The following is a 19993-nucleotide window of genomic DNA, read 5'->3' as shown; positions in this document are numbered from 1 at the left end:
TACATTCTGCCTATACTGCCCGAATCATAACTCTGGCTTCCTCTCCACCATCGGTTGTGAGTATAACCGTTATACTTCCTTCACCTGTTGCACGGATTGCCGCCAGTAATCTGCCTTCATAAGTGGCAGCCACCCTGTCGAAAAAGTTTTCCTCACTGCTTGGCGCTGCACTGCCGAAACCTGCTATCTCCCCAGGCCCTTCTATAGATATATGTACCTGCTGGCTTCCGTCCGGGTTCAGATTGCCTTCCTTGTCCCGGATGGAAACCTCTACAAAGCTAATATCACTTCCATCTGCCGGAAGTTCGGTGCAGTCGGCCTCTGCCGTAAGGATTCTGCCGTTTGCAGTGACAATACTGTCTGATTCTGCTTCTCTGCCGCTGTTATATGTGATTACCCTAATCTCTCCGGGCTCATAAACTGCCTCAAATGTAACTACTGCTTTTTTCTCTTCCCCAACCTTTTTGCGTGCAATAAGTTTCCCGTTTACATATAATGCCGCCTCTTCTGCCAGTGTATATACCTCTACTGTCACAGGCTGCTGTTCATATCCTTCCCAAGTCCAGCTCCGTATAGAATCTGTCATACTCCACTGGGAAAGATTACGCTTCTCACCGTGGTGTTTTGGCGGACAAACTGCAATATATGGCTTTGTTCTCAATCCCCAGATAATCTCTCTCCAATAAGACGTAGGTCTGCGGATTCCAATCAGGTTGATATCACCGCAATAGGCTGCACGATAAGGGTAGGGAGCATACATCATTTTCCCCCCTGCTTCACCATAAGAAACACCGCCTATTCCATTCTCTCCCAGATAATCCCATGCTGCCCAGCCAAAATCTCCGATGACATAGGGCAGTTTTTCTACAAGCTCCCAGTTTGTATCCAAATCTCCCGGGTTCGTCTCCGAACCCACAATGATGCGGTTGGGACACAACTCACCGTCCATTTCATAACGGCCTGCGGCGTAATTATATCCCACAATGTCTACCTGAGCAGCCGCTTCTGCAATCACCTGCCCAATCTGAGGACTTTTGATAATCATCTTCATCATCTGGCTGTAGTCATTCATCATGGTATTAATCTCGCCGCCGGTCTCTGGCTGACTGCCCTGTGACTGTCCTGCCATCTGCATCAGCATATCCATTCCACTTAAAAGCAGGTTCATACAGTTTATGACATAACGGGTATCATCCATGGAACGAATCTTATCCGCCAGCTTCTTACCAAATTGGGCATTGAACTTATTCCCCGTTTCCGGAATCTCATTTCCAATGGAATACATGATGACAGACGGATGGTTATAATCTTTATTTACCAGACTGGTCAAATCCTGCTCCCACCATTCTGTAATATGAACGCCGTAATCAAAGGTTACTTTTGTGGATGTCCAGCTGTCGGTATATTCATCTATCACATATATGCCATAGCGGTCACAGGCATCCAGAAGCCTTTTACTGATTGGATTATGGGCGCTCCGGATTGCATTGTATCCCGCCGCCTTCAACGCAGCTATCCGCCTTTCTGCTGCATGCCTGAATTCTTTTGAACCAAGGATTCCATTATCGTGGTGAATGCATCCGCCTCGAAGTTTTATTTTTTTTCCGTTGATGCGCAGACCATGCTTTGGATCCAGCTGCATCGTACGTATACCAAAAGTTCCCTCTTCTTCATCCAGCACTTGTTCATTTTCTTTTAAATATGCATGATACCTGTAAAGTACGGGATTCGTATCGTCCCATAATTGGGGGTTCTCCAGATATAATCTTTGCTGATAGCTCTTACGGCTTTGTTCCGTAACAGTAATGGGCATACTGGCTGTTGCTGCCCTGTTCCCGCCGGCATCAATAATGTCAACACAATACTGTATTTCTCTCACACCGCATCCATGGTATTCAATATCTGCCTGTACCCGGATTACTGCCAGTTCCTCGTCCGCCTGTACCGTTGCAAGACGCATCCCCTCCGGCGCAAAATGCATCTTATCCGCAACCATTAAGTTCACATCCCGATAGATTCCACCGCCGGTGTACCATCTTGCACTTGGAATCCCATTGCGCACCAGAACCTTGATGACATTCTCCGCTCCAAAGCGAATATAATTTGTGATATTTAAAAAGAAATCGGTATATCCATAAGGACATTTCCCTGCATACGCTTCATTTACATAGACAAAAGCATTGCAGTACACGCCTTCGAACTCAATAAAAATATCTTTCTCCTTCTCTGATTCATCGAAAAAAACGGATTTCTTATATATATAATTATCCTCATGAAAAAAACCGTTACCCGGTCCATTTGGTTCTTCAGGGTTTCTCTCCATCTCAATAGATGCATCATGGGGAAGATTCACTGTTTTCAGCGTTGTGTGTTCCCCTGTCACTCTGCTGAGACTTCCGCCATCTCCCACCTCAAAGCTCCATGTTTCATTCAAACTCTGTTTTTTCATAATCCGGCAACCTCCTGTGCGTTGACTTCCTTCATTGTTTGTACTAGTATAAAATAAATTTCTTTTTAATGCGTGTCCATTTTCGTTAATATGTTTTTTATTTCGTGTTTTTAAAAATCATGCGGAAAATTTATACTTTTTCCCGAATAGTTTATTGTCCAGCGTCTGCCCCGTATGTTATGATATGAAAATCAAACGAAAGGCGGAATTTTCTATGCAGTTAAAAGAGCATTGTAATCTTGAAGATTTCTTAAAAAAAACAAAAGAATGTAACTCCAAAGTCACTTTTGAAACTTCGGAAGGAGATATACTGGCGATGCAAAGCACCTTATGCCAGTTTATCTTCGTCTCCCTCAGGCATCAGCCAGCGCTCCTCTATGGCGGTAAGATACAGTGTGAAGATGAAAATGACTATGAAGTACTGAAGGAGTTCTTACATTAGCTGCGGCTCCTTAATATAGCCTGCAGAACTTGTCCGGCTGCTATCTGAAGTTCTGATTTTGTCAGGGTTCCCTCCTCCTTTGAGTGCAGCGCGTTCATGATATCCTCTCTGTCACTTTCTGCTCCCGGCATTGTAAGTGCATTTCCTGCCTTAACACATCCCGATGCTGATGCCCTGTCATATTTGTTCTTTCTACTGTTCGTCATTTGATGCATATCTTTGCTCGTAACATACCAGTCTGTCATTACAAGTCCTTCATACTTCCATTCATCACGCAGTACATGCGTCAGCAGGTCTTTGCTGCTGCAAGTGTGCTCGCCATTAACTAGATTGTATGAACTCATCACCGCGTATGGTGGACATTTCTTTATAGCCACCTCAAATGCTTTCAGATAAATTTCTCTCAGCGCACGTTCACTGACAACACTATTTGAGGCATATCGATTTGTCTCCTGATTATTACATACAAAATGCTTAATTGTTGTTCCACATCCCGGATGCTTCTGAACTCCTTCTATTACTCCGGCTCCAATGCATCCACTGAGAAACGGGTCTTCCGAATAATATTCAAAATTGCGTCCGCACAAGGGGGAGCGCATAATATTCACCGCCGGCGCCAGCCATAGGTTAACCCCAAACAACTCCATCTCTTCTCCTACCATATCTCCATACTGTCTGCACACCTCTGTATTCCAGCTCTGCGCAAGTGCTGTCCCAATTGGGATTGCAATACAGTATTGATAGTACGTCGGAGCTTCTTTTTCCTCCGTTGTTACTTTAGGCATCAATGCCGCCATCGCTTTCATTTCCTCCGGCTCCATAAAATCCATATATCCGGTAAAAGAATTATTTTTACTTATGACTTTATTTTCAAGCACCTGATATGCTGTACTCAGCCGGATACCTGCCGGGCCATCAGCCATCGTCATGGTATCAACCCCCAGATGCTGCAGCCGCTTGGTTGTCTCGCCTGCTGCACCTGCAATAGAGAAGGATGCATTTCCGATTATGGACATGCCATTAGCCGCCGGCTCGTATGCCCCCAGACATAAATAGACCAATTCTTCTTCACTTAATCCGGCGACAAATTCCTCTATTCTTTTCCTGCCAGTCACAACATCTTCCCAACTGCAGCTCTCCCCTTTTGCAAGTTCCTGCGGTTCTGAGGAATAAGAAACCTTTTTCAGCTCCATCTTTTCGGAAGAAATCACAACTCTGGGTATATTTTCACTTATTTTCTCCTCCGATACACAGGCAGCCTCCCTGTCTCTGTCATATTCCGATTCATCGCCCGGACAGATGTTTTTCACCCGAAGCGTCATGATCTCATCATCCAGACTGATGATTCCGCATACTTCTGTGTCCCTTGAACTGCTGCCAACGCGGATTACATACTCTCCCGCCTCCAGTTTATATGCCGCAGACTTTGTATCATACGAAGCCATGTCTATCGTCGGAAATGTGATAGTCAGCTCCTGTTCTTCCTGCGGTTTTAACTCTTTTGTCTTCGCAAAACCTGCCAATTCCTGATATGCTTTCCCCAGCTTTCCCTGTGGGGCACAATAATAGACCTGGACTACTTCTTTTCCAACATAATTTCCTACATTTTTCACTGCAACGGTGACGGAAACCTGCTTCTCATCTGCTGTGAAATTCTTCGTCTCTATTCGAAATGTTGTATATCCCAGACCATATCCAAAGGCATACACAGGCTCCACACCCTCTGTATCAAAAAAGCGATATCCAACATAAATCCCTTCTCTATAACAAGTGGCGTCCATTTCGCCAAATCCGTCCGTGGAAGGATAATCTGTGACCGGCGCCCATGTCATGGTCAATTTACCGGACGGGTAGCTTTTCCCCAGCAGCAAATCAGCCAGCACATCTCCGGTAACGGTTCCCAACTGCCCCAGCAGCAATACATTTTTCACATCTGCTATCTCGGAAAGGTCCACCATACCGCCAACATTTAAAACCAAGACGAAATGCGCATACCTTTCATTCAGAATCTCTATGTCTCTCTTTTCCGTCTCTGTTAATTTGACATCTCCCCGCTCATTCTTTCTGTCTGCCCCTTCACCGGAATTCCTTGCCAGAACATAAATCGCGGTATCTCCCTCTGCTGTGAGCGGAAGTTCATACTCCGGTTCTTCCATCACTTTACCCATGGAATATATCAATGGACTCGCCCCTATTTCCTTTGCTCTGTCCTTAATCTCCTGTATAAACTTTGTTCTTGCATCTGCCATTATCTGATCATAGCCATCCAGCCATGATTTGGAGGTAATTGCAAATCCGGCATTCTCCAATCCTTCTTCCACCGTCACAAAATGTCGGACATTCACATCACCTGAGCCGGTTCCGCCCTTTATCGTCCTCCTTACCCCGCTCCCAAATGCGGCTATTTTTCCTGTTTTTGTAAGCGGCAGCGTACCGTCACTTTTTAACAGCACCACGCATTCTGCGGCCATCTCTCGTGACTGTTTTATGTGTTCTTCTTCAAATTTCTGCTTTTCCTGTGTCTGGATTCTTCTCATAATTTTTCTCCTCACGTTTTATTATAGTTGTTTTTAATACTTTGTATTGTCTGTACATTACCGCGACTGCAGCAGCCGTCGCTATGCCGTCTGCCAAAGGATGTGCCAATGCAATCCCCAGAAATCCCATTAGATGATTCATGAGAAATAAAAACGGAATTAACAGCAATCCTTGTCTGAGCAGGGAAATGACGGTTGCTGCCACTGCGTTCCCCGCAGCCTGCAGAAAATTTGTTCCAAGATAATAAAATCCAATGACCGGGCTTGCCAGGACAAGATAAATTACCAACTGTTTTCCCATCCCGGCCGCAGCAGCGTCCTTTAAAAACATCCCTATCAATGTATTTCTCGCCAGAATACATCCGGCTGCCGCCACAAATCCAATAATGACCGTCAAAATGCTCAAATCCTTTAACACTTCTTTCAGCCTTGATACATTGCGTGCACCGTAATTATAAGCCAGCATGGGCTGCACTCCCATACAGATTCCCATCTGAATCATGGATATAATCATGGTTGTTTTTCCGGCTGCCGCCATGGATGCAACAGCGTTGGTTCCATATAAAACCAGAAGATTATTGGAAAAAGTTGCTGCAAATCCACTCAAAATACTGGAGATTCCATTTGGCATACCCACCGCGATAATGTGCAGTAAGGATTTTGGTTTACGAATTGCATACAACGGTTTCAGACTTAGGGTCTGTCCTTTTTTCAGTATGTAAATCACATAATAGATGGTGCTGACGGCATTTCCAAGAAGTGTCGCAACAGCAGCTCCCTTTACTCCCCATCCAAGAGCCAGTATAAAGATGGGGTCTAATATGATATTGAGTATGGTGCCGGTCATATTTCCGATTAAGCCTTCTTTGATTGCGCCGTCCGCCCTTAGTAAAGATGCAAGTGTCGTAGACAGAAGCATCATCGGTGCACCAAACGCAAGAATCTGCATGTAATTTTTTGCATATACAAAAATCTCCGCATTGGCTCCAAGCAGTCCCAGAACTGAATTGGATGCAGCCAGCATTACAATCGTACAAATACCCCCTAATATGGCTGCTGCATAAAAGCATAAGCTGGCATATGTTTTAGCATCCTCGATTTCTCCTGCTCCTGCCGCTTTCGCGATTACAGAGCATCCGCCGATTCCAAGCATTGTGGCCGCCGCTGTTGCCAGAGAGAACACCGGACTTACAATAGATATTGCAGCAACCTGTGCGGTATCTCCCAACTGTCCGATAAAGAACATATCCGCCATATTGTAAAAAAACATCACCAGAATGGTAATACAAGACGGTATTGCCATAGAGAAAATGGCTGTCCACACCGGTTTGTTTTGAAATAATTCCTGACTCTTCAATGTTTTGTCGTTCATGCTGGCTCCTCTTTATTGTCTTCGTTTTATGATATATATTCTATTTGAAAACATTTTAAAATGCGTTCAAAAATTCAATAAAGTGTGTTATAATTACAGTAAATAATCTTTTCCAGTGATTTTTTAACATTTTAGCGAATTTTAAAACCACAGCATAAAACTGTTCATCGACAGAGGAGGGCTTCTATGAACACACCTGATAAAATATCATTTTTTATGGAATTAATTAATTGCAGCTATGACCTGTACATATGGTCCTATGATAAGGATATGAATATGGTACATACAAATTGGACTGAAAGTATCTTTTCCGGTAATTTCCTGTCATACACAGGTCTTTCTAAATTAGTGGAGGAACATATTGCTTCGGGCAAAAAGACGCCCCTCATTTTGGAAGCCACCGGGAATCTGTTATGGATTGCAGGATTTGTTTACAATGGCTCTCTTTTGGAAAATTTTTATTTAATTGGCCCAATCTACAGTGGCCGCGATTCACAGATGCTTCTTCGCAAGCATCTGGACGAGTATGACCTGACTGTAAAACTCCGTTCCATGGTTTTTAAGTTATTTGAGCGTATCCCAACCGTCCCAACCAATATTATCAATCAGTATGCGGTCATGCTGCACTACTGTTTAACGAATGCGAAGATATCTACCAATGACATAACATATCAAAGCATTGTTCCTGCAACGCAGAAAAAGGATTCCCCCGCCTCTTCTTTTGAACATGCAGGCATCTGGTATGCGGAAGAGCGGCTGTTTAAGATGATAGCTGACGGTGATCCAAACTACAAAGAAGCTCTGGCAAAGTCTGCCTCCTTAAGTTCCGGTATGAAAACCGATTCAAGGGATTCTTTGCGCCGTCATAAAAATAATACCCTTGTATTGCTGACGCTCTGCTCAAGAGCCTGCATCCGGGGCGGTCTTGCGCCCTCAATCTCCTATGACCTGAACGATTTCTACGCATCCAAAATAGAAGAATGTAACTCTATGTCTGAAATGCAGAAACTAAACGAGTCCATGCTCGCGGATTATGTATACCGTGTACGGAAATCAAAAGAAGAATCGCAAACTTCCGCACCTATACGAAACGCATGCGCCTATATCAAATCTCATATAACAGAATCCCTGTCAATTGCCGTCCTTGCCAAACAAAGCGGATACTCCGAGTATTATTTTTCTCACAAATTCAAACAAGAGACGGGCACAAGCATTAACGATTACATATTGAAGGAAAAAATCGATCAGGCAAAATTGCTTTTGTCGGGAACGACGGAAAATATCCAGACCATTAGCGACAACCTTTCTTTTAGCAACCGGAGTTACTTTTATACCTGTTTTCAAAAACTTGTGGGTATGTCTCCAAGTGAATACCGTTCACAAAATCACAGAATATAATTGTTCTGTTTTTCTTTATGATGTTTTGTTTTTTTATATTTCCCTCTATTCTCACGAATTTTTGTACATTTTTATGAATTACTATACCACCTGTAAATAAAACTTCCGATATAGTGATTTCATTAACTGCTTTATGCAAATATACACAAAGAAAACGGAGGATTTATTTATCATGGCAAAAAAACAAAAGCTCACGCAGAGCGAAATCGATGGTGTACAATATCGCCGCGCAAAACTTTGGCAGATTATCCTGATTGCATGTAACGCCTTTGTCGGGATGGGCGTCTACTCGCTTATCGGACTGGCAAGTTACAGCGCCAGTCTTGGATTCGGCGTTGCCACAGCAGTCGTAGGCGTTGTTCTCACCTGGACGCGGATTTTGGACGGTATTACGGATCCAATTCTTGCATTTATTTATGACAGAGTAAATACACGATTTGGGAAAATCCGTATCCTGCTCGTCACAGGTTTTATCATCGAGGCTCTGGCTCTCATGGCAATGTTCGTCTGGGGACCTGGAAAAGGTCTTGGCATTATTGGCTTTACTTTATTCTACATAATCTATGTTATTGGTTATACAATCGCCAACATGACAGCGATGACTATTAGTCCGCTGATCAGTAATGACCCGAAACAGCGCCCGACTATCAGCGTATGGTCCACAGCATTAAACTATGTCATTCCCATGGTTCTCAGTATTGTATTAAATACTGTCCTTCTCCCCAGATTCGGCGGAGACTACAATCTGGAATTCCTGGGCGCTGCCTGCAAGGTATGTCTGCTTATCGCTGCAATCGGTGTTCTTCTTGTATGTATCGGTGTATCAGAATATGATAAGCCGGAAAACTTCCGCGGAGTGGCAGCTAAGAAAGAAAAGCTAAAGGTCAAAGATATGGCTGAGATTCTAAAACATAACCGTCCTCTGCAGTGCTACGTCATCTCTGCCGCATCTGACAAGATTGCACAGCAGACAACATCCCAGGCAGTTATCGTGACCATGATGAATGGTATACTGATAGGCAACATGGGACTTGCAACGATTCTCAGTGTTATCGGCATGCTGCCCTCTATTCTCTTTGCGATTGCAGGTGCAAAATATGCAGGAAAATTCGGAAGCCAAAGTACAATTATAACCTGGAGTCGTATCTGTATCGTTATCAGTGTGGTCATGTGGGGATTTTTAATCGTGATTGATCCGAAAAAAATCGCAAGTGCCGGTATCTGTATGATTCTTTATGTTGTTTTGACCTTGGCGAAAAACGGCGCCAATATGTGCGTAACCACCGCGGGTTCCGCTTTTATGGCAGATATCATCGACTATGAGCAGGACCGCAGCGGCCGTTATGTTCCGGCAGTGGTTACGGGCATATACAGTTTTATCGATAAAATTGTATCCTCTTTCTCCGCTTTGATTGCCACAGGCGCTGTTGCATTGATTGGCTATACTTCTACGATGCCCCAGCCAACAGATGCTTCTACCCCGGCTATTTTCTGGACTACAACGATTATTATGTTCGGTCTTCCAATTCTTGGCTGGATTTGTACTCTGGCAGCCATGCATTTCTGTCATTTAAGCAAGGAAGATATGGTAGAAGTTCAGAGACGTATCGAAGAAAAGAAAAATGCAGTACCGGCAGAAAGTGAGGCAGAATAATCATGGCCAGACAAATAACACATCTGAAAGACGATTGGACTTTTGTAAAATCGGCAAATGATGCACTTGCCGCCGCTTCTATTCCCGGAGATACAATAGCGCTTCCTCATACCTGGAATGCCGTTGACGGCCAGGATGGAGGAAACGACTACCATAGAGGCACCTGCTATTATGTAAAAAAATTACGCAAACCTGAATTAAGCGCAGGTGAACAGGTTTATCTGGAGTTTTTAGGCGCTGCCATGATTGCTGATATCTATGTAAACGGTCAATTGCTTGCACATCACGAGGGAGGATATTCCACCTTTCGTGTGAATATCACGGATGTTTTATCAGAGGAAAACACCGTGGTTGCCGCACTGAATAACGAAGACAACACCACCTGTTACCCACAGAAAGCAGATTTTACCTTTTATGGCGGACTTTACCGCATGGTAAACCTGATCGTTGTTCCGACAGTACATTTTGAATTAGACTACTGGGGTACGCCGGGAATTAAGGTGACTCCACAAGTCGATTTGGATAATCACAGGGCTGTTGTTACTGCTGAAGCATGGGTTTCAGCCGAGGCTCCGGTAACATTCACTGTGGCTGGCCAGACACAAACGGTATCCTCCGCTTGGAAGCATGCACAGGCGGTATTTGTAATTGAGAATGTGCATTTATGGGACGGATTAAATGACCCATATCTTTACACTGCCGAAGCTTCTTTAGAAAGTGGCGATAAAGTTCATACACGCTTTGGATGCCGTGAGTTTCATATAGACCCGCAGGAAGGATTTTTCTTAAACGGACGCTCCTATCCCCTGCGCGGTGTTTCCCGCCATCAGGATTTTAAAGATGCCGGGAATGCCCTTACAATGGAGCATCACAAAAAAGACATGGATATCATTCTGGAGCTGGGAGCAACGACTCTGCGGCTTGCCCATTACCAGCATACACAGGAATTTTATGACCTCTGTGATGAGAACGGGTTGATTCTCTGGGCTGAAATTCCCTACATTACTAAGCACATGGCAGATGCCCGGGCAAATACTTTGTCACAGATGAAAGAATTGGTGATACAAAATTATAACCACCCTTCTATCGTAACCTGGGGCTTGTCCAACGAGATTACAGCTGCAAGCCCTGTAAATGACGATTTATTGGAAAATCACAAACTGTTAAATGACTTATGCCATAAACTTGATTCTACCCGTCCTACTACCATGGCTAATGTATTTATGCTGGAAACAGACAGCCCCATCCTAGGGATTCCGGATATCAACAGTTATAACTTATATTTTGGCTGGTATTTAGGCGAATTGGAACAAAATGATGAATTCTTTGATGAGTATCACGAGAAATATCCAGACAGGGTAATCGGCTTTTCTGAATATGGCGCAGATGCAAACCCGCAGTATCAATCCAGCGCCCCTGAAAAGGGAGATTACACAGAAAGTTATCAGGCTGTATATCATGAGCACATGCTTCAGATGATTGAGAAACGCCCTTATCTGTGGGCAACCCACGTGTGGAATCTCTTCGATTTCGCAGCCGATGGGCGCGACGAGGGCGGCAAACATGGGGAAAACCAGAAAGGTCTTGTTACCATAGACAGAAAGGTGAAAAAAGATGCCTTCTATCTGTACAAAGCCGCATGGAATAAGACAGAAAACTTTGTTCACATATGTGGCAGCCGCTACGTGGACCGGACCGAAGATACAACGGAGATTAAAGTATATTCAAACCAGCCGGAGGTCACTCTTTTTGTAGATGGAACCGAATTTGCCACTGTTTCCGGCAAAACCATCTTTAACTTTCAAGTGCCTATTACAGGAAATCATACCATCAAAGCGACTGCTGATTCCTGTGAAGACAGTATCCATATCCGAAAAGTTGCAGAAGCGAATCCCGACTACATGTTTGTCCAACGTGCTCCTGTCACAAACTGGTTTGACGCAGATGACCTTGATCCCGACTGCTTTTCCATCAATGACCGACTGGCAGATATCCGTGAAAATCCCCAGGCAGGCGCAATCATCGACCGGATGATGGCACAGGGCGCTTCCGAGCGCGGCGATGTTGCCGATGCTGTAAAAGATAACCCGGCGCTCCAGAGAATGATGGGACGCATGACGTTAATCAATCTCCTGAAACAAGGCGGCGCCGATGATGAAAGCATCAAACAGCTCAACCGAGTTTTGCAAGGAATAAAAAAATAGCAGATATTATAAAAACTCCCGTCAAAGCATCAAGTAAATGTGAATATATTTGATACTTTGATGGGATTTTTTGGAGGAGAAAACGAATGAAAACGGATGCCCGCTCCCGATACACGATACATATCATCCAGAGTGTATTTTTAGATTTATTAAAAGAAAAACCAATCAGCAAAATCACTGTTAAGGAAATCTGTGAAAAGGCAGATATTAACCGTGGAACTTTCTATAAGCACTATGAAGATATCTATGATCTTATGAAAAAGCTGGAAGAGGCCGCTTTGAACCAACTGGAATTATTGTTACTGGATTCTATGAAGAAAGGAAATGTTCCTGTACTTATTACATTGCTGACCTCCCTCCTGAGTTATCAGGACCTGATTGAATCACTTGCGACAAATTCTTTGAATAAAGATTTTCTTAGCAAACTGGCTGAATGCTGTTCTCAGTATGCTATTTCGCATCTTCCTTCCGATGATGCAAACTATATCAATAATCCAAACAAACAATATGCATATAGTTATCTGGCAGGCGGTACAACGATGTTAATCGAACACTGGCTGAAAACAGGTGCTAAAGAAGCACCTGCAGTCATTGCCGAAAAAATAGACTTTTTGAATAAACTTATATTATCTGCAAAACTATAATTATCATTCCAGAATTTCAGGATGTTTCCACTGCGAAACATTTTTACTGCCGGCTGAAAGCGCTCCGTCAACAGGAATGGCGGCACCGGTAATATAACGTGCCATATCGCTTGCCAAAAACAGTGCAAGATATGCACACTCCTCCGGTTCTCCCATCCGGCCTGAAGGGCAGTCCTTCGCAAAGAACGCCATTGCCTGTTCCGGCGCGTCTCCAAATATACTTGTTTTGGTGTATCCCGGACAAATTGCATTTACAGTGATATGATACGGTGCATAATCAAGTGCTGCCACTTTTGTCATTCCCACTACACCAAATTTCGTGGCCGTATACAGAGACTGACCCCGCTGCGGCATTATTCCTGCAATAGAAGCAACATTAATCAAGAATCCCCTGTCACTGTGAGAGCGAAGAATCGCCTCTGCCGCATATTTCATCCCTGCAAATACTCCTCTGCTGTTCAGGTCAAAGATATTCTCATAATCTTCTACCTCATATTCATGTAACGGGGTACCACCCTGACCAATTCCCGCATTATTTACAATACCATCTAATCTCCTATAGTGAGATACTGTCGTAGCGACGAGGTTTTCCATCTGTTTTGCATCGCTGCAGTCTGTCTGTACAAAAATGGCTTCGCCGCCATTTTCACAGATTTTGTCTGCTACTGCCTGTCCTTGCTTCTCATTTCTTGCTGCACATACCACCTTCATTCCGTTGGCTCCGTAAATCTCGGCGATAGATTTTCCAATTCCCCGGCTTGCGCCTGTTACAATTGCAACTTTTCCTTTTACTGATTCAAACGTAGTTGTCATCGTATTCATTTCTTCTCCTCACTCTGTCGTAATGATTGTTTCTTGTCTCCATCATCATTATATGGTGGGGCGAAAAATATCTCAATCATCAAAATATCAGCATATGTTATATAATCAACACATGGTGATATTTTGGTGAATAAAATACGGTATCACTCCCCTTTCTTACAGGAAGCAACACCGTATCTGATTTCGTTTCTAATCATAAAGAAATCTTTCTGGAAGTGAAACATGAAAGTCCTTGGCAAGACTTCTAAAATTTTGAGATGTAATGGTCTGCAGTTTGTCTGCTCTTATGGATAACATCTTTACAAGAATCTCTGCTGATTTTTCCACCGTATGCATTAATCCAAAGGTCAGATCAAAATCTTCCCCGGAACAGAACATGCCATGATGTGCCCAGATTACAACGTCATACTGTCTCATCAGCTTGCTTGTAGCCACTGCAATGTCTCGACCACCCGGAACCATCCAAGGCACAACCCCGATACCTGCGGGGAATACGACCGGACATTCCGTTGCCATTTCCCAAAGTTCTCTTGTAAATACTTCATCCTTAAGAGGTAGTACAAACGTAAGTACAATAGTATTCGTTGTGTGCGCATGATAAATTACCCTGTGTGTGCCACCGGATACCTCTTTTTTTATCTCATGATTCATCAAATGACTGGGCAGCTCGCTTGTGGGTCTTCCCCCATTTTCCAATCCCCAGAGAATACGATAATGTTCTCCCTTCTCATCAACTTCAATAATGCAAATGCTGTCTTTGGGTTCAAGAATAACATTACGGAAATATTTCCCGCTTCCTGTCACCATGAAATATTCATTTGCCACCCCCGGAACCTTTGTTCCAATTTCAATCCATTCTCCTGTGTAAGAAAATTCATCCTTTAAAGACAAGATTTCTTCATTTTTGATACGGTAAGACAAATTTCCTCCGTTTCTTTCATGCCATCCTTGTTCCCATCCGTCATTGCACATACGAATGAAACTCTGCACAAATTTTGCATCTAATACCTGCATCTCTGATTCTCCTCTTCTACTACTTTCTTTCTAAAAGAACTTTTTGTTCATATTTCACTATTTCGTCAAACCAGGTTCCGTCTGTCTGCACTCCACATTCTTCGCAATATCGATCCCAAACGCTTCCAAATGGTAGTGTTTTTACTTCCTCCTGCCTCACCATAAGCTCTGTCATACGGTTTTCATCCTGAAGTTTTTTAAACTTTTTGTTGGGAATCAACAATGCAAACAACAAGGCCTTCTGAAAATTCCGAAATCCAACTGCCCATGCAGAAATTCTATTAATACTCGCATCAAAATAATCCAATGCCAGTTTAATTCTTCCATCCAGACCACCACATTTCACAATCTCTTTTGCAATTTCCCTTGTTTCATCATCAAATAGAACCACATGGTCGGAATCCCACCGAATCGGACGGGTCACATGAAGTGCGATTTCCGGAAAAAATGTCAACAGGGCAGGAATCTTATCCGATACCATTTCTGTAGGATGGTAATGTCCGTTATCCATAAGCGGAATGCATTTATCTTTATTCATAGCGGCATAACATAGTGCAAATTCTGCACTTCCTGATGTATAGGCCTCTACTCCGATTCCGAAAACCTTAGATTCAACACATGGTTTTACAAGATTAAAATCATATTTTTCGGAAAGAATCTGGTCTATGGAATCCTTATATCGCATTCTCGGCCCCATACGGTCAGCAGGGATATCCTTAAATCCATCCCCCGTCCAGATATTCATGATACAGGGATATCCTGTTTGCTCGGCAAAATATTGAGAAATCCGAACACATGCCTTTCCATGTTCAACCCAAAATTTTCTTATTTCCTCATCCGGACTTGAAAGTGTCAGTCCATCTTTCACCTTTTCATGGGAAAAGAAGGTGGGATTAAAGTCCAAACCCATTCCCCGCTCCTTTGCAAAGTCCACCCATTTTCGAAAATGTTTCGGTTCCAATTTATTGCGATCTGCAAATTCCCCATCTTCAAAGATTGCATAGCACGCATGTACATTAATCTTCTTCTTTCCGGGCATTAGGCTGAGAGCTTTGTCTATATCTGCCAAAAGCTCTTCCGGTGTTCTTGCCTTCCCCGGGTAATTTCCTGTCGTCTGGATTCCTCCGGTCAGCGGACCTTCATGATCAAAACCGGTCACATCGTCTCCCTGCCAGCAGTGCAGGGAAACCGGAATCTCTTTCAATTTCTTTATCGCAGCGTCCGTGTCTACCCCTATTTCTGCATAATTTTTTTTAGCTGATTCATATCTTTCCTGGGTCATCATATGAATGAACTCCTTTCTTTGAATAAAATTTTTTTAGTGCAAAAGATTTTGCAATTGTTTTTCTTGCTTCTTGAATATCCACAAATATTCTGTTCTCCAACATTTGCGCTACAATATTCCCCAATGCCGTTGCTTCTGCAGGTCCGGCAATCACTGTCTTTCCCGTATGGTCGGCGGTCAGCTGATTAAGATAGTCCGCATTTGCACCTCCGCCAATCACATATAGAGTTTCAAATCTCTCTCCGGTAAGTTCCTCGATTTCTTCCGCCGTCTTTCCATAACATACTGCCAGACTCTGATAAACTACTGCGGCAAGTTCTCCCAGATCGTGCGGAACTTGCTGTCCCGTCCTGCGGCAATACTCCTTTACTGCTTCTGTCATATTCTTTGGTGCCAGAAATTCTGCCGCATCGACATTTACTCTGGATGGAAAGGTCTTTTTATCTTCCGCCATACTGCAGATTTGGGCAAAGGAATAGCAATCCTGATATTCGTGTCGAATGGACTGAATCATCCAAAGACCCATGATATTTTTCAGGAAACGATAACGATATTCATAACCGCCTTCGCTGGTAAAATTTAACTTCCTGCTTTGCTCGCTGCACATTGCTTCCTTTCGTTCACATCCCATCAACGACCATGTGCCGGAACTGATATACATTGCTCTTTCTTCCTGACAAGGTAGCGCTAACACGGCCGAACCAGTGTCATGAGTTGCCGGTAACACAACACGACATGTAAATCCAACTTTTTCTGCAATTTTTGTTTTCAACATTCCTAAAACTGTTCCTGGCTTTCTGATGCTTTGGAATATCCTTTCCGGATACTCAAGCTTCCGGATTATCTCCCAATTCCATTCTTTCGTAATTGGGTTTATAAGCTGTGTCGTAGTTGCATTGGTATATTCATTTGCCAGTTCTCCGGTCAACATATAATGGAAATAGTCCGGAATCATCAGGAAACTTTCCGCTTGTTCTAACACTTCCGGTTGTTTTTCTTTCAGCGCCATCAATTGATAGATTGTGTTAAACTTTTGTTTTTGTATTCCTGTCCTTTGGTATAACTCCACCTCAGATATCCTCTGATAGACCAGCTGATCCATCTTATCGGTACGAGTGTCCCGGTACGCTACAGCTTCTCCTATACGTTCTCCTTTTTTATTTAGGAGTATAAAATCCACTCCCCATGTATCGATTCCCATACTCTCTGGCTGAAATCCTGCTTCTTTACAAGCGGCCATTCCATTTATAATTTCTTCAAACAGCTTATCGACATCCCAGTATAAAAAAGCGTCCTTATTTTCATGTTTCATTCCATTTTCAAAACGGTACACTTCCTGTAGTCTAAGCTTGCCGTCCCTCAAAAAGCCAATGATATGTCTCCCGCTTGAAGCCCCGATATCTATGGCAAGAAAGCATTTCATATTCTCAACTCCTCTCCAGTTCTTATATCCATACTATCATTTATATCTTATATTTTTTAGGACGTATCAAACTAAAAATCAGGACGTTATTTGCAGATCTATGATATAATAACTAAAAGCAGGTGAAAGGGGAAAGACAAAATGAATCAGGAACTGCTCCAACAATTAAGAGTTATTACAGATGAAGAACAAAAAATACTGATAGGAAAAGATAGCGTTCAGAAAAGTCTTTATACATCAGAAGATCGGTTTATCGTTGACAGTAATAAGCTTTTAAAAAAAGGAAAACTCATCGAGATACGCCCCCATACCCGCTTTATACATTTTCCAAGGCATCGGCATAACTATGTAGAAATGGTGTATATGTGCAAGGGGCAGACACGGCATATTATCAATGGTTCGAAAGAGTTGCCGCTAAAGACCGGAGATTTACTTTTTATGAACCAGAACGCTTATCATGAGATTTTTCCTGCTTCTGAACATGATATTGCTGTTAATTTTATTATTTTGCCTGAATTTTTTCAGTATGTGATGAAATTCATGGATAACCAAAATATTTTATTTGAGTTTTTGATATCCACACTTTCTTCCTCCAGCAATGATTGTGATTATTTATATTTTAGAACTGAAAACATTTTACCTATACAAAATTTACTGGAGAATATGATTTGGACAATTATAAACAAAGATACATACCAAAATACCATAAACCAAGTCACCATGGGACTCTTGTTTCTCAATTTATTGGAATATGCAGATGTGTTGTATCAAAATACTACTGAAACTTATGAACAGAAGATTATATTTTCTTCATTAAAATATGTAAGAAGCAACTACAAAACCGGAACTCTCGAAGAACTATCTTCTACTCTCAATTTGCCAACCTATACTTTAAGCCGTCTCTTAAAAAAATATACCGGTTTTAATTTTAAAGAATTACTTATCCGGCAGAAAATGGAACAGGCTGCTTATCTTCTTTCAAAAACATCCTTATCCACTGAATCTATCCTTCATTCGATAGGTTATGAAAATAGCAGTTTTTTTCATATTAAGTTTAGGGAAATTTATGGGAAAACTCCAAAAGAATTTCGCAAGGAACAAGCTTTCACTTCTTTTTAGGAAATGGCAAGCCGTCGGGTACCATCTAAACTCCTTATTTGTACTCCGTTCCAACAATAAAAGTAATAACAATCTGAGTACAAATTAAATAAAAAATTACGAATTAATCAGGGGACAGCTATGAGTCAGCTATCCCCACTTGTAAATCTTACTTTCTTTCCCTGTAGTACTGTATGCATTTCAGGGTTTCAACCACCAGTTCCTGAAATAGGTCTTCATCGAATCTGCCATTCACCAAAGCGCTTTTAATCAGCAAAGGGCGATACATCTCCACGATCTGATTAATAGCCGTCTCATCACCTTGCTGCGCACGGTATAAAATCTCTTCAAAATTCATCCCTTTTTTCTCCCATCACTTTACGTATTTTACGGATTGCATAGTAATATATTCCCTTTGCACGATCCACAGAAAGGTTGTTCATCCGGCTCATTTCCTCAAATGACCTTTCTTCAAACACATGTTGATAGATGAAACGCAGTTCCTCTTCCCGAAGTATCATCATTGCTTTTACAAGGCGCTGGTCTGTCATTTCTTCCCATCTGGGGAATGTCCCATCCGCTTCCTTCATCAACATTGTTTCCTTTGCCTGCATTTCAATAAGTTCATCAAAGGATATGCCTGAATCAAGCAAATTCATATCTTCAACCGCATGTTCTGCTTCGCTTTGCTTGATTTTTTTATCCAGATAGCTCCTTCTTCTTCCACGGATGAATTCCAATAGGTATGCCGTGAAGTGATTCTGTACTTTTGACCCTGTATATGTATTTTTTTCGCTCATTTTATCCTCCAGTATTTCAAATTTTCCGGTGTCTGAAATACTGTGATGGAGGTGAGCGGCAACAAGTTATAACAGGATTTGCTATTTTTCGACAAAAAAGAAAGCCGAACCAGTTTTGAACCAGTTCGACTAAACCAATTAATAATATTTCTTTATTACATATATGAGGTATAGGTAACGCATATAACGCATATTGTTTAGGGCACTTTATCCTTAAAATGAAAAAGATTTTTTTAACAGGTTTGTCATTTGCCCAATCCTTTTTTTCCTAATCAAGTACTGGCCCTCATCATTTCTGTTATAGTAAAAAAAGAACATGTATTATCTTACATATCATCACGCGCCTTAACACATTTCACTTAATGCAAATCTAAGGTAAAATATAGGCATTAAGTGAGGTGATACGAATGATAGCCAAAAAACTTCTGGGCGATATAGTCAAAACTGAACGGCAGCGCCGAAACCTATCCCAAAACGCATTAGCGGAGCAGGCTAAGATATCCCTGCGGACGGTCTGCGATATTGAAAATTACAAAGGAAATCCCCAATTTGATACTTTATGTGCCCTTGCCACCTTCTTGAATATCTCCATTGATGCGATTATCAAGGAGGAGCCTCTGGATGATGATGCCACAATGCATCAGATTATGTCAGAACTCAGTCAATGCTCTCCTGAATCAAAACACGTAGCATTATGTACGCTGCGCGGGCTATTGTCCGCTTTGGTAGTGTCATAAATTTTGTGTCTTTGGTAATAAATGGTTCCAATCTGGTAAGAATTAAATATGAATATTCTTATCAGAGAGGAGCCTATTATTATGGCTATTGCAAAGGAGCAATTAAGACAAATT

General features: G+C 42.4%; 16 protein-coding genes. 7 read left to right on the top strand and 9 right to left on the bottom strand.

The features are described from left to right. Positions 1–10: 10 nt before the first annotated feature. Positions 11–2449: a glycoside hydrolase family 2 TIM barrel-domain containing protein gene (locus tag BN3456_RS04255; RefSeq protein ID WP_089982898.1), complete on the bottom strand. Its 2439-nt coding sequence runs from the start codon at positions 2447–2449 to the stop codon at positions 11–13. Positions 2450–2663: 214 nt separating this feature from the next. Here BN3456_RS04255 and BN3456_RS04250 point away from each other — a divergent pair, with 214 nt between their 5' ends. Further along, positions 2664–2891 carry a hypothetical protein gene (locus BN3456_RS04250; protein WP_089982897.1) on the top strand — a complete coding sequence of 76 codons (228 nt, stop codon included), beginning with the start codon at positions 2664–2666 and terminating at the stop codon, positions 2889–2891. Here BN3456_RS04250 and BN3456_RS04245 read toward each other — a convergent pair. Both BN3456_RS04245 and BN3456_RS04240 read right to left on the bottom strand, forming a co-directional pair. Continuing rightward, positions 2888–5428, bottom strand: coding sequence for a glycoside hydrolase family 3 protein (locus tag BN3456_RS04245; protein WP_176699093.1), 2541 nt, complete (start codon positions 5426–5428; stop codon positions 2888–2890). The genes BN3456_RS04250 and BN3456_RS04245 overlap by 4 nt on opposite strands. Next, entirely contained in the window at positions 5391–6800 is a 1410-nt protein-coding gene (locus BN3456_RS04240; protein WP_089982896.1) for an MATE family efflux transporter, read from the bottom strand. The genes BN3456_RS04245 and BN3456_RS04240 overlap by 38 nt, the downstream gene beginning before the upstream one ends. A 186-nt stretch (positions 6801–6986) precedes the next feature. Here BN3456_RS04240 and BN3456_RS04235 point away from each other — a divergent pair, with 186 nt between their 5' ends. From BN3456_RS04235 to BN3456_RS04220, 4 genes are all read left to right on the top strand, one after another. Beyond that, a complete protein-coding gene (locus BN3456_RS04235) occupies positions 6987–8198 on the top strand; it encodes a helix-turn-helix transcriptional regulator (protein WP_089982895.1) in 1212 nt (403 codons plus the stop codon). Positions 8199–8370: 172 nt separating this feature from the next. Next, complete coding sequence (locus BN3456_RS04230) at positions 8371–9852, top strand: MFS transporter (RefSeq protein ID WP_089982894.1); 1482 nt, start codon at positions 8371–8373, stop codon at positions 9850–9852. A gap of 2 nt (positions 9853–9854) precedes the next feature. Beyond that, positions 9855–12056: a glycoside hydrolase family 2 protein gene (locus tag BN3456_RS04225; RefSeq protein WP_089982893.1), complete on the top strand. Its 2202-nt coding sequence runs from the start codon at positions 9855–9857 to the stop codon at positions 12054–12056. Between the two features lie 86 nt (positions 12057–12142). Beyond that, positions 12143–12700, top strand: a complete 558-nt coding sequence (locus BN3456_RS04220; RefSeq protein ID WP_089982892.1) for a TetR/AcrR family transcriptional regulator — start codon at positions 12143–12145, stop codon at positions 12698–12700. A gap of 3 nt (positions 12701–12703) precedes the next feature. On the opposite strand, the gene BN3456_RS04215 is transcribed toward BN3456_RS04220, so the two are convergent. The 4 genes from BN3456_RS04215 to rhaB form a co-directional block, all read right to left on the bottom strand. Continuing rightward, complete coding sequence (locus BN3456_RS04215) at positions 12704–13522, bottom strand: SDR family NAD(P)-dependent oxidoreductase (RefSeq protein ID WP_242862797.1); 819 nt, start codon at positions 13520–13522, stop codon at positions 12704–12706. A 189-nt stretch (positions 13523–13711) separates the two neighbouring features. After that, positions 13712–14536 (bottom strand): rhamnulose-1-phosphate aldolase, encoded by an 825-nt coding sequence (rhaD, locus tag BN3456_RS04210; protein WP_089982891.1) that lies wholly within the window; start codon positions 14534–14536, stop codon positions 13712–13714. Between the two features lie 19 nt (positions 14537–14555). Next, the gene (locus tag BN3456_RS04205; protein ID WP_089982890.1) at positions 14556–15821 is read right to left on the bottom strand and encodes an L-rhamnose isomerase; all 1266 of its coding nucleotides are present in this window, start codon (positions 15819–15821) and stop codon (positions 14556–14558) included. After that, entirely contained in the window at positions 15799–17244 is a 1446-nt protein-coding gene (gene rhaB / locus BN3456_RS04200; RefSeq protein WP_089982889.1) for a rhamnulokinase, read from the bottom strand. Before rhaB ends, BN3456_RS04205 begins: the two co-directional genes overlap by 23 nt. Positions 17245–17385: 141 nt before the next feature. On the opposite strand from rhaB, the gene BN3456_RS04195 reads away from it, so the two are divergent. Continuing rightward, positions 17386–18363, top strand: coding sequence for an AraC family transcriptional regulator (locus tag BN3456_RS04195; protein WP_089982888.1), 978 nt, complete (start codon positions 17386–17388; stop codon positions 18361–18363). Between the two features lie 148 nt (positions 18364–18511). On the opposite strand, the gene BN3456_RS04190 is transcribed toward BN3456_RS04195, so the two are convergent. Both BN3456_RS04190 and BN3456_RS04185 read right to left on the bottom strand, forming a co-directional pair. After that, a complete protein-coding gene (locus BN3456_RS04190) occupies positions 18512–18700 on the bottom strand; it encodes a helix-turn-helix domain-containing protein (protein WP_089982887.1) in 189 nt (62 codons plus the stop codon). Then, on the bottom strand, positions 18690–19142 hold the full coding sequence (locus BN3456_RS04185) for a sigma-70 family RNA polymerase sigma factor (protein ID WP_089982886.1): 453 nt from the start codon (positions 19140–19142) through the stop codon (positions 18690–18692). Before BN3456_RS04185 ends, BN3456_RS04190 begins: the two co-directional genes overlap by 11 nt. A 407-nt stretch (positions 19143–19549) precedes the next feature. Here BN3456_RS04185 and BN3456_RS04180 point away from each other — a divergent pair, with 407 nt between their 5' ends. After that, a complete protein-coding gene (locus tag BN3456_RS04180) occupies positions 19550–19879 on the top strand; it encodes a helix-turn-helix transcriptional regulator (RefSeq protein WP_176699092.1) in 330 nt (109 codons plus the stop codon). Positions 19880–19993: the final 114 nt, after the last annotated feature.

It is taken from the genome of Clostridium sp. C105KSO13 (assembly GCF_001517425.1).
Lineage (GTDB): Bacteria > Bacillota > Clostridia > Lachnospirales > Lachnospiraceae > Muricomes.
This window is presented reverse-complemented; position numbering and strand designations above follow the sequence as displayed.